At 53.8% G+C, this 11040-nt stretch carries 11 protein-coding genes and 1 riboswitch; of the genes, 5 read left to right on the top strand and 6 right to left on the bottom strand.

Annotated features, from left to right (window positions below; translation table 11 throughout):
- The first annotated feature begins 266 nt into the window (after positions 1-266).
- From ACT3TF_RS16605 to ACT3TF_RS16625, 5 genes are all read left to right on the top strand, one after another.
- On the top strand, positions 267-1187 hold the full coding sequence (locus ACT3TF_RS16605; protein WP_096282411.1) for an EamA family transporter: 921 nt from the start codon (positions 267-269) through the stop codon (positions 1185-1187).
- A 77-nt stretch (positions 1188-1264) separates the two neighbouring features.
- Positions 1265-1774, top strand: a complete 510-nt coding sequence (locus ACT3TF_RS16610) for a porin family protein (protein WP_096281673.1) — start codon at positions 1265-1267, stop codon at positions 1772-1774.
- 213 nt (positions 1775-1987) lie between these two features.
- Complete coding sequence (locus ACT3TF_RS16615; protein ID WP_444672590.1) at positions 1988-3049, top strand: HlyD family secretion protein; 1062 nt, start codon at positions 1988-1990, stop codon at positions 3047-3049.
- A gap of 40 nt (positions 3050-3089) precedes the next feature.
- Positions 3090-4127, top strand: a complete 1038-nt coding sequence (locus ACT3TF_RS16620; protein WP_444624599.1) for a DUF2955 domain-containing protein — start codon at positions 3090-3092, stop codon at positions 4125-4127.
- Positions 4128-4254: 127 nt separating this feature from the next.
- Positions 4255-4440 (top strand): CsbD family protein, encoded by a 186-nt coding sequence (locus tag ACT3TF_RS16625; RefSeq protein ID WP_096281669.1) that lies wholly within the window; start codon positions 4255-4257, stop codon positions 4438-4440.
- A gap of 92 nt (positions 4441-4532) precedes the next feature.
- Here the strand turns inward: ACT3TF_RS16625 and aztD are convergent, their stop codons facing one another.
- The 6 genes from aztD to ACT3TF_RS16655 all read right to left on the bottom strand — a co-directional run.
- Positions 4533-5747: a zinc metallochaperone AztD gene (gene aztD, locus ACT3TF_RS16630; protein WP_444672591.1), complete on the bottom strand. Its 1215-nt coding sequence runs from the start codon at positions 5745-5747 to the stop codon at positions 4533-4535.
- A 63-nt stretch (positions 5748-5810) separates the two neighbouring features.
- Complete coding sequence (locus ACT3TF_RS16635; protein WP_444672592.1) at positions 5811-6749, bottom strand: metal ABC transporter solute-binding protein, Zn/Mn family; 939 nt, start codon at positions 6747-6749, stop codon at positions 5811-5813.
- Positions 6750-6919: 170 nt separating this feature from the next.
- Positions 6920-8839, bottom strand: a complete 1920-nt coding sequence (thiC, locus tag ACT3TF_RS16640; RefSeq protein ID WP_444672593.1) for a phosphomethylpyrimidine synthase ThiC — start codon at positions 8837-8839, stop codon at positions 6920-6922.
- A 30-nt stretch (positions 8840-8869) separates the two neighbouring features.
- Complete coding sequence (gene tenA / locus ACT3TF_RS16645; RefSeq protein WP_444672599.1) at positions 8870-9553, bottom strand: thiaminase II; 684 nt, start codon at positions 9551-9553, stop codon at positions 8870-8872.
- Between the two features lie 89 nt (positions 9554-9642).
- Positions 9643-9805: riboswitch (TPP riboswitch) on the bottom strand.
- 78 nt (positions 9806-9883) lie between these two features.
- Positions 9884-10828 (bottom strand): integron integrase, encoded by a 945-nt coding sequence (locus ACT3TF_RS16650; RefSeq protein ID WP_444672594.1) that lies wholly within the window; start codon positions 10826-10828, stop codon positions 9884-9886.
- A partial coding sequence (locus ACT3TF_RS16655; protein ID WP_444672595.1) for a hypothetical protein occupies positions 10825-11040 on the bottom strand: 216 nt, incomplete at its 5' end. The genes ACT3TF_RS16655 and ACT3TF_RS16650, both read right to left, overlap by 4 nt.

The following is an 11040-nucleotide window of genomic DNA, read 5'->3' on the forward strand; positions in this document are numbered from 1 at the left end:
TAGCGCCCCGAGTAGATATCTGCTCGGGGCGTTTTATTGATATCTGCTGCTCAATCTCGCTTCTGTGCCCTCCAAATGGTTAATTTGGGGATTAAGTCGCGCACTAATATAGACTTTAGTTTAATATGCTGCGGTGCTGAAAATAGCCGCTAGATTTCGTTAGCCTTGGCTATAAAAGCTAGGCATGCTGAACCTAGATGCTCGTTTCTCGCTATTTTTCTTCTTACATCGCCACTATCATCGCCACTATGAGCCGTTTTGTTCTTATGCCTGCGTCCCCTTTACCCAATCTGTTGCCGCGTCGTTTAGCCATTCTGCTGATGGTGACAGTGGCGACAATGTTTGCCGCTAATCATGTCTCTGCACGGCTGGCATTTGATAATGGTGCTGGGCTATTGCTCGCGGTATTAACGCGTTCGGGTGTGGCGTGCCTCATCCTGCTGGCGCTGGTGATTGTGCAGAAAAAGCGCCTGTGGCTGCCCGCGGGTAGTTGGCCGTGGCAGTTAACCGTAGGGCTGCTAATTGCGATTCAGAGCGTTAGCCTATACTCAGCGGTAGCAAGGCTGCCCGTGGTAATTGCACTGTTGCTGGTCAATACATTTCCCATTCAACTGGCGCTGCTGAGCTGGGCATTTGGCGGCCCGCGACCAACGCTGCGTAGCTGCCTCATTATGGGCACTATCTTAATTGGGCTGCTGGTGGTGCTGGATATTCCTGCTTGGTTAGCTAATACCGATGACATGGGGCCAGGCTGGGTCGCAGGGATTTGTTTTGGCCTCGTGGCCGCATTTGTGTTTGCCTGTGCGCTGTGGGTTACCGAGCACCGTTTAGCCGGCGTAGGTAGTACGCTGCGCAGCCTGCTGACCATGCAGACGGTTTTTACCGCGATGGTCATTGGCGGTATCGCTGGTGTCGTTCCGGGAGGCATGAGCCTGCCTGAAAATAGCGCGGGTTGGTTAGGGCTTGCGCTACTTGCCCTGCTGTACGGGTCGGCATTTTCAGTTCTATTTATTTTTGTACCTCGGCTTGATATGGCGCGTAATGCGCCGGTAATGAACATCGAACCAGTAGCGTCACTGGTTCTCGGTTATTTTGTTTTAGATCAAATGCTTAGCCCTGGGCAGCTAGTCGGTGGTGCGGTCGTTGTCGGGGGGATTGTGGTGCTTAGCTTATCCAAGGGACGGTAAATATTTGCGTTATTGATAGGAATGGACCACAATGCAGTGGAGTAAGGAAACACTGTTTTTTAACTGAGGTACAACCTATGAAGATGTCCGTATTATCACTAGCATCCGCGGCACTCCTGGTTGGCGCAGGTACGTTCGCAGCATCTGCTCAAGCACAGCAATCCTTCAACTATCCACAAGGATACGTAGGCGGTGATGCGATGTTCTGGAGTCTTGATCCAGACAATGGCTCTTCGCGTGATTCCGTAGGCCTACGCCTTCGCGGCGGCGCGCAGTTTAACGATTACTTCGCACTAGAAGGGCACTTAGGTACGGGTGGCTCCGACGGTGGCGCTGAGCTGGATTATTTAGCGGGTGCCTATGCCAAAGGTATTTTCCCCGTCTCGCCTGACGTTCGCATTTACGGCTTAGCGGGCGTGACAGACGTAGACTTTAATAGTGATCGTGAAAGTGGCTTCTCGTATGGCGGCGGCGCAGAATTTGACGTCGCACCGAATTTAGCCGTCGGCGCTGACTATATGCGCTACCTCGATAAGTCTGCCTACACGTTCGATGCAGCCAGCGTAGGTCTGCGCTATCGTTTTTAATCGTTAGTGATCTGCGTTAATCGTCAAGCCCATGGCCTTTATGCCATGGGTTTTTTGGTTTTTACAGCCCGCCATTATCAAAGCATATGTGCTCACTGGGTTAGTTATATTGTTAGCTAGCTAATTAGTTGTTAGACTAAAGTATCTTATACAATGCGCGCCCCTCGGCGGCGCTGGCCAGGGCTACCCTGGCGGTTAACAAGTGAGCCCTGCATGACCCCCGATCAAACGTTTGCCCGCTGGGTGAAGGTCGCTATTGTCGCCTTCATAGTGTTATTTATTTATTTTTTAGTGGCCGACAGCTTTATGCCAATGACGCCGGAAGCGCGGGTAATGCGGCCGGTTACTCGCATTGCGCCTGAGCTTAGTGGCTCGGTAGACGCACTCTTAGTGCGCGATCATCAGCGTGTTGCAAAGGGCGATGTGCTGTTTCAGATAGAGGCAGCGCCCTTTGCGTTAGCGGTCGATCAGGCGCGTCTTAATCGTGAGCAGGCCGAGCGGGAGAATGCCCGCTTAGAGGCAGACTTAGCCTCCGCACAGGCAGATTTGGCCTCGGCAGAGGCAACGGCCAGTGAAAGTCAGAGTGAGCGTCGGCGTGCTGAAACGCTGCTATCTCGCCAAAGCGTATCGCGTCAGCAGTACGATCAGCAGGTGGCCGCTGAACGAACGGCGCAAGCTAGCGTCGCCGCCGCCAGGGCGAAAATCGTCAGTCTTGAAGTGCAGTTAGGCGATTCAGGTAATGCGAATCTGCGCGTTCGTCAGGCAGAAAACGCGCTATCACAGGCTCAGCTGGACCTTGCTCATACGCAGGTGCGCGCCGCCCAGTCAGGCAATGTGACTAACCTGCAGCTAGGCGTTGGCGACTATGTTCAAGCCGGCCAGCCGGCCGTCGCAGTGGTGGCTGAAGAAGTAGATATCATTGCCGATTTTCGTGAAAAAAGTTTGCGTCATGTTGTGCTGGGCGACCCGGCGAAAGTCATTTTCGATGCATGGCCGGGCCAAGTATTTGACGCGAGGGTCATTGCCGTGGATGCCGGTGTACGTGAAGGGCAGCTAGCGGCCGATGGTCAATTAGCCGATATTCCCACATCCGACCGCTGGATTCGCGATGCCCAGCGTATGCGTGTGCACATTGCTCTCCAGCAGCCGGTTATAAATGCGCTACCGAGCGGCGCGCGCGCTACCGTGCAGCTCCAGCCGAGCGACTTTGTACTGGCAAAACCCTTTGGCTGGCTGCAGGCGCACCTGATTAGTTTGCTGCACTATGTATATTAAGCCGCTTAGCCGGTGGTGGGCTAAGCGCGATGGTTCTAATGTGCAGCGTGCCTCTCGCCCTGGGCTAACCCAAAATGGTCTGCGCCAGTGCTTGCGGGTGGCGGGCGGCGGTACGCTGGGGTTTGTGGTCAGTCAGCTAATGGGCTGGAACTACGGGGTATTTTTTACCGTTTTCCCGATGTTCTTGCTGGGCATGGTGCCTATTCTCAATGGCAGTATTATTCGCCAGTTTTTAACCAATGTTTCCCTCAACGTGCTGGAAGTTAGCCTAGTGGTTGGGCTGCTCAAACATATGCCGGTGGTAATGACGCTGGTGGTGCTGGGCATATTTTTATTTAGATTTAACTTGATGGCGAAGGGGCCGCTGTTTTTATTCGGCGCCAATGGTGTGCTCACACTCAGTATCCTGCTCCATTTTGCCAGCTACCCCGGCACCGACTTAAGCGATTTATTGGCCTGTAATTTAGCCGCGAGCGGCCTAGCGGTATTTATTGCCATGCTGATGCATACCCTGTTTCCTGACGTCGAGGCTCGCAAACCTCCGCCGAAAGGCGTTAAGTCACCGGCGCAAATTCGCCATGAAACGTTGATTGGGGGAATAACCGCGACGCTTTCTTTTGTTGTGTTTCAAGCCTTTGACTTAAAAGACTCGCTTTCGGCGCAGATGGCGACCATTTTGATTTTGTTTGCCTTGGGATACTCCGGCGCACGCCTTTCTGCCGCGAAGCGGGCGGTAGGCACGTTGCTGGGGTGCAATTTAGCGCTTCTAATGCAGCTGCTGCTGTATACCCAAAGCCATCATTTCCTGCTGGTGGTGATTATTTATTGGCTGGGATTAATGCTTTTTGGGCGTGAACATATTCACGAAGGGGGCGGTTCCGGGATTGGTTTTGGTGGGCTAACGACCTTGGGCATCCTCTTTGGGCAGTCACTTGGGCCTAATCAAGACCTTGTTTATAGTGCACTTTATCGGTTTTCTTCCATGAGCGTGGCGCTGGTGTCAACGCTGCTTGTGATGTCATGTTTGCACTATTTATTGAATTACTGGGAGCCCACGCGCTTGCCCGAAGTAAAATGATCATAAATAAATTAGCGCAACTTTTTTAATAAAGACTACTCTGATGATATGTCGATGTGTGATTCGCAGTGCAATTCACACTTTCACATACGGCGTTTTCCCTACTAACGGATTAGAGGTGCTCGTCATGTCAACAGGTAAAGAAGATAAAGCGAAAGGTACTGCCAACAAGGCTGCTGGTAAAGTGAAAGAAGCAGCGGGTAAAGTAACCGGCAGCGAAAAGACTGAAGCTAAAGGCAAAGTCCAGCAAGCGAAGGGTGAACTGCAAAAAGGCAAAGGTGAAGCCAAGGAAGCGCTGAAGAAAAAGCACTAATTCTTATGCTGATAGTCATTACTGTCTAATAGTAATGATCGATTACAACAGGGGGCCTCCGGCCCCCTGTTTGCGTTCACGGTGGCATCACATCAATCGTGATGTGAAACGCCGCTTCCGCCTACCGCCACAATATTGAACGGTTTCCCTTCTAGCGGCATGTCATCCACTTGTTCAAAGCTATTAGCATCGACGAAATGCAGTGTTTCCGCTGCAGGGTCGGTCACCACAATGTTGTCTCCAGCGACGGCAATGCGTGGCCGCGGATCGTTCCAATGGCCGTCCATGGAGTAGGGGTCTGTTAAGCGCAGCGATTGCGTCAGCTCTCCACTGAGCACATCTACCTTATGCAGCTGGCCATCTTCGGTAAATACATAGGCGAACCGCGGACGAATAGGGTCAGTGGCAAAGTGGACGCGGCGAGTAGGCAGTTGCACTAGCTGAAAGCCTTCTTCCCCTTGAGAGGGGTCGATAATCACAAGACGGTCAGCGCCAAAGTTGCCGATGAAGTATTGCAGCCCTTTACCGCCGAGCAGCGTTGAAGCACTGCCTTCTGGCAGCGAAGCAGGGTAGGCCAAGTGCTCAATCTCAGGCGTGCCGTCTTGAGTTGAAATAATCAGCAGGCCGGTTTGGCACGCCAAGGCATAAAGGCTGCCCGAGCCCGCCGAACCATGCAGCCCTGGGCAAGCGACGTCTTCTCCAACATGGTTACCTTCAAAGTCTACTACCCGGGCACCAATGGGGCGTTGGGAAGAATCGTCAGGGTTAGCAATCGATACAACGGCGTGATGTTGATAGGGCACCGCAACGCCGTGATGGGCTGCCTCAATGTTAGCTGTACGAATCTCTGGCTGACCTTCAAGCACACTGTTTTCGGTAAAGAAGCGCGCCTCATCTTCGCCGTCAAACCACTGGGCGATATAGCCCTGCTGTTCAACAAAATGGGCCGGACGCTCACCCGTAAGCTCCATATCCAGGCGCTCGGGCGCATCGACATCAATATCGGCATGGTCGCCGTGGTCATGAAACGCCACCCCGGTATTGATCGCCGAAACGCGGCCTTCCGAGCCTTGAACGGCAAATACCGTTTGGCCGCTGCTGGTACGATGCAGCGCCGCCGGCCCGCTGAGCTTATATGTGTCGATCAGCGCTTTGTCAGTGGCATCAATAACACTCACTGTAGGGGATGCTTGGTCCGCGACGAAAAGCCGCCACTCGGTGACACCCTCATCGTGGGCATAAGCGCTGGTGCTGCCAATAGCGACCGCTAACGCCGTGATTGAGCGGGCCAAAATACGTTTCTTCATAACATCTCCTGAAAACAGAACGTTCGTAGTGCCTTGCTGGGTATAAGTCACAGTAAGAAAGAATTAAGGCGGCGTAAGCGCCGACATTAGCGTGGCAACGTTGTAGCGCATCATGGCTTCATACGTTGACGCGGGCCCCGCTGCGTTGGAAAGCGCATCCGAGTAAAGGGTGCCGCCCATGGGTAGGCCCGCTTCAGTGGCAATCTGCTCGACCAAGCGTGGGTTGGAAATGTTCTCGGCAAACACCGCCGAGACCTGCTGTGATTGAAGTTCATCGATTAGGCCCGCAACATTCGCAGCGCTGGCTTCAGATTCCGTTGACATGCCTTGAGGGGCGAAAAAGGTGAGGCCGTAGGCGTTTTCGAAGTAGCGAAAGGCATGATGAGCGACCACCGCTGTGCGCCGCGACTCGGGAAGGGTGCTTAGCTGCTCGCGGATATCGTCATCAAGTGTTGTTAGTGTGGCCGAGTAGCGCTGTTGATTGGCTTCATACGCACGGCAGCCAGCCGGATCTGCTGCGCAGAATGCCTGGGCGATATTGCTGACATACACCTGCGTGTTGCTAACCGATTGCCAGGCGTGAGGGTCTTCCGGTGCCGCGTGGAACACAGCCTTATCGCCAATAAAATGGTAGTGGCCACCCTGGGGGTCTTGAAGAATCTCAGCGTTATCCGTCAGCGTGACTATCTCAGCATCGCTGCCGCTGGCCTCAATTAGGCGTGCCAAGAATCCCTCGAACATCAAACCATTGATCAGCACGATATCTGCCTGTGCCACGGCCTTTACGTCAGCAGGCGTTGGCTCGTACATATGCGCATCAGAATCTGGCCCGACAATACTCGTAAGGGCGATCCGGTCACCGCCTATTTGGTGAGCAAAATCGTTAATAATGGAAAACGAAGCCACCACCTTTAGTGCGGGCTCGCTGGCCCCAGCAGTGCCTGCGCTGAATGCAACCATGCTTACCAGCAGTGGCGTGACTACGGCTCTTAACAATCCCATGGCGCTTATCTCGTAAAACGATTTTATTTAAAATATGTTATATCATAACAATAAAGCAGTTGGGAAGATTGATGTATTTATAACGTCAGTTTGTATTTCAGCAGTGAGTGGGCAATAAAAAGCCCTCGCTTGCATCGCGAGGGCTAACAAACACTCAGCGCAGGGTGTGCTTACACCTCTTGATACAGCGCGCTGCCTTTCTGTCGAAACTTCTCCGCCTGTTCTTCCATGCCTTTCATGATGGCTTCCTGGTCGCCGTTAAGGCCGTGCTCTTCAGCATACTCGCGCACTTCATGGCTGATTTTCATAGAGCAAAACTTCGGCCCGCACATAGAGCAGAAGTGAGCCACCTTAGCGGAATCTTTGGGCAGGGTTTCGTCGTGGTATTCGCGGGCGGTGTCCGGGTCTAGCCCCAGGTTGAACTGATCTTCCCAGCGGAATTCAAAGCGCGCCTTGGAAAGCGCGTTATCACGCCGTTGCGCCGCCGGGTGGCCCTTGGCTAAATCTGCCGCGTGGGCGGCAATTTTGTAGGTAATGATGCCGGTTTTCACATCGTCTTTATTGGGCAGGCCCAGGTGCTCTTTGGGCGTGACGTAGCAAAGCATCGCGCAGCCAAACCAGCCAATCATCGCCGCCCCAATACCCGAGGTGATGTGATCGTAGCCAGGGGCGATGTCCGTGACTAGCGGGCCAAGCGTGTAGAAGGGCGCCTCATCGCAGTACTCTAGCTGTTTATCCATGTTCTCTTTTACAAGATGCATGGGCACGTGGCCGGGGCCTTCAATCATTACCTGCACATCATGCTTCCAAGCGATATGGGTCAGCTCGCCTAGGGTTTTAAGCTCAGCCATTTGCGCTTCGTCGTTGGCATCGGCGATTGAGCCGGGGCGCAGGCCGTCACCGAGCGAGAACGCCACATCGTACTGCTTGCAAATCTCGCAGATTTCTTCGAAGTGGGTGTACAAAAAGCTTTCCTGATGATGGAACAGGCACCACTTGGCCATAATCGAGCCGCCACGGCTGACAATGCCGGTGACACGCTTGGCGGTCAGCGGCACATAGCGCAGCAGCACGCCCGCGTGAATGGTGAAGTAGTCCACACCCTGTTCAGCCTGCTCAATCAGCGTATCGCGGAAGACTTCCCAGGTAAGATCTTCGGCAACGCCTTTGACCTTTTCCAGCGCCTGATAGATAGGCACCGTGCCAATCGGCACCGGCGAGTTACGAATTATCCATTCGCGGGTTTCGTGAATATTCTGGCCGGTGGAAAGATCCATGATGGTGTCCGCACCCCAGCGGATACCCCAGGTCATCTTGTCCACTTCCTCCTCAATAGAAGATGTCACCGCCGAGTTGCCCAGGTTGCCGTTAATCTTGACCAAAAAGTTACGGCCAATAATCATCGGTTCAGATTCTGGGTGGTTGATATTATTAGGAATAATAGCCCGCCCACGGGCGACTTCATCGCGCACAAACTCAGGCGTAATCTCATCCGGCAGGCTGGCGCCAAAGCTCTGGCCTCGGTGCTGGTGGCCCAGAATACGCTCCACTTCTGTGGTTCCCAGCGCTTGGCGTCGCTGGTTTTCTCGCAGGGCAATAAACTCCATTTCCGGGGTGACAATGCCCTGGCGCGCATAGTAAAGCTGGGTAACGTTCTTACCCGCTTTCGCCCGGCGCGGCGTGCGGGTTAAATCAAAACGCAGCTGGGCAAGCGTGGGGTCGTTAGCGCGGCGCTTGCCGTAATCAGAGGTATGGCCTGACAGGAATTCGGTGTCGTTACGCTCTTCAATCCACGCGCGACGCAGGGCAGGCAAGCCTTTGCGCAAATCGTTACTGGCGGCAGGGTCGGTGTAAGGGCCGGAAGTGTCGTACACCAGCAGCGGCGGGTTCTCTTCATCAATGCCGCTGGTTTTAGTCGGCGAGAGAGAAATTTCCCGAAACGGCACGCGGATATCCGCACGCGAGCCTTCAATGTACACCTTGCGCGAGCCGGGCAGCGGCGCAATGGCGGCGGCATCGACCTGGGCGGTTTCGGCTAAAAAGTGGCTGGTTTTACTGGTGGCGGTCTTAGCCGTTAAGGTATTAGTCATTGCGGTCTCTTCGATTGTTGTTGGGAAGGACTAGTGCGGCAGTTCTTCGTCTATTAGCGACAGGCCCATCTGCCAGAAGTCGATTTCCAGTCGAGTAGCATCGCGGAAGATTTTGCTCAGCTCTTTAAAGCGGGCGGGCGACACATCGGCAAGGCGGGCATTCAGCCATTCAAGCTCCGACTGCATAGCTGCCTGGAACTCTTCGCCTTCGTACATGGCAATCCAGGCGTCAAACGGGTTTTGCGCGCCGCGCAGGGTGGAAGGCTGGGCGTTCAGCCAGTTGGCGATTTCGCCATAGCCCACTAAGCAGGGGGCCAGCGCTACGTGTAGATCAAGCAGGTCGCCGCGGTTGCCGGTATCCAATACGTATCGGGTGTAGGCAAGCGTCGCTCTGGCTTCGGGAAGCTCCGCCAGTTCTTGCTCAGAAATGCCCCACTCCTGACAAAAGCCCACGTGCAGGCCCAGCTCCACATCCACAATGGCTTTTAAGCCTTCGTGGGCCTGGCGCAGATCGGCGAGGGTGGGGCTTTTATAGGCAGCTAACGCATAGGCGCGGGCGAAGTGAATCAGAAACAGGTAATCCTGCTTTAAGTAGTGGCGAAACGACGCCTCAGGCAGCGTGGCATTGCCCAGCTGGCGCACAAAATCGTGCTCAATATAGGCGCGCCAGTCTTGCTGGCAGGCGGTGGTGAGATCAGTAAAGCGGTAGCCCATGATGCCTCCGGTGGTGGTGATCCGGAGGGTAGGCGAAAAAGATCGAGGAAATGGCGCGGAAAGGTGGCGTGCGATCGTAAGAGAGCTAGCCATGGCCATCGCTTGATCCCTACGCCGGTACCCGCGTCGCATCTCATATGAAATACAGCGCATTAGCCGGATCAGGTTCAGCGGGACCAGCGCTCGGCATCCTGAAAAAGGACAGACCCTGCGCCATCTCAGCCGGATTCACCGGCACCCCGTCAAGCTGTTCGTTAGCGGAGTGTATGAGGTAGGTGGGAGTGATGCAAGGGAGGAAAGAGCGTTATCCTGTTCAGTCAGGTGGCACCGTTAACCCAGTGGGCTTTTTACGCCCGCAAAGTCATTACCCAGTACATGTGTGTATATCTGAGTGGTTTCGACGCTTTTATGCCCTAGCAATGCTTGCAGCGTGCGAATGTCCGTACCTTGGCTAAGCAGCTGAGTCGCGAAACTATGACGCAAAGAATGGCATGACCCTGGGCGCGTTAAAGACGCCGCACGCATGGCTTGTTTCACCGCTTTTTGGACGGCGGAGGTATGAATATGGTGGAGCACTACCCGATTCTCGGCATCAAAACAGGGCTTTGATGAAGGAAAAAGCCACTGCCATGCAAGCGACGTTCCTGCATTTGGGTACTTTCGGTCTAGCGCATGGGGTAGCGATACAGGTATCGCGCTGCTTTCAAGGCGTTTGGTCAGTTGCTGCTCTGCCCGGTGAACGTGAGATTGCAATGACGCCATACAAGAAGGTGGTAAGAGAGTAGTACGGTCTTTGTTACCTTTGCCGGCACGGACGGTGATCACGTGTCGTGAAAAGTCGAGGTCTTTGACACGCAGACGGCAGGCTTCAGAAACACGTAAGCCGGAGCCATACATGAGAGAAGCGATTAGGTGCATGGAGCCTGCAAGATGCTCGAAAACACGCATTACCTCTTGATGGGAAAGCACGACCGGTAAACGCTGAGGGCGCTTGGCTCGGCTAAAAGTGCCAATCTCACCAAGCGGTTGTTCAAGTACGTGCCGATACAGGAATACGATGGCATTAAGTGCCTGATTTTGTGTGGCAGCTGCCACATGCCTTTCAATTGCAAGGTGCTCCAGGAATTGCCTGAGCTCTTCACCCGCCATCGTGGCAGGGTGGCGTATTCCATGAAAACGAATGAAGAAGCGAATCCAATAGCAATACGTCTTCTCAGTACGAAGGCTATAGCGTTTTACCCGCAAGGTAGCCCGGACCCTATCCATTAGCTTCATGGGGTATCCCTTTTTATTAATTTTAACGTGTATTTGTATACAGTATTATTGAGAATGGCAAATCGTGCCAGCACGCGAATTTTGGATAGGTAGCCAAAATTTTCTTTGCTCGCAATAGAATCAATGAGGTAGATTTGATCAGAGCGGCTAGATAACCTCAATGAACGCGCTGGCGCGTTCATTGAGGTTATGCAGTCGGGTATATAATCACT

It is taken from the genome of Halomonas sp. AOP25-F1-15 (genome assembly GCF_052378675.1).
In the GTDB taxonomy this organism is placed as follows: Bacteria; Pseudomonadota; Gammaproteobacteria; order Pseudomonadales; family Halomonadaceae; genus Vreelandella; species Vreelandella casei.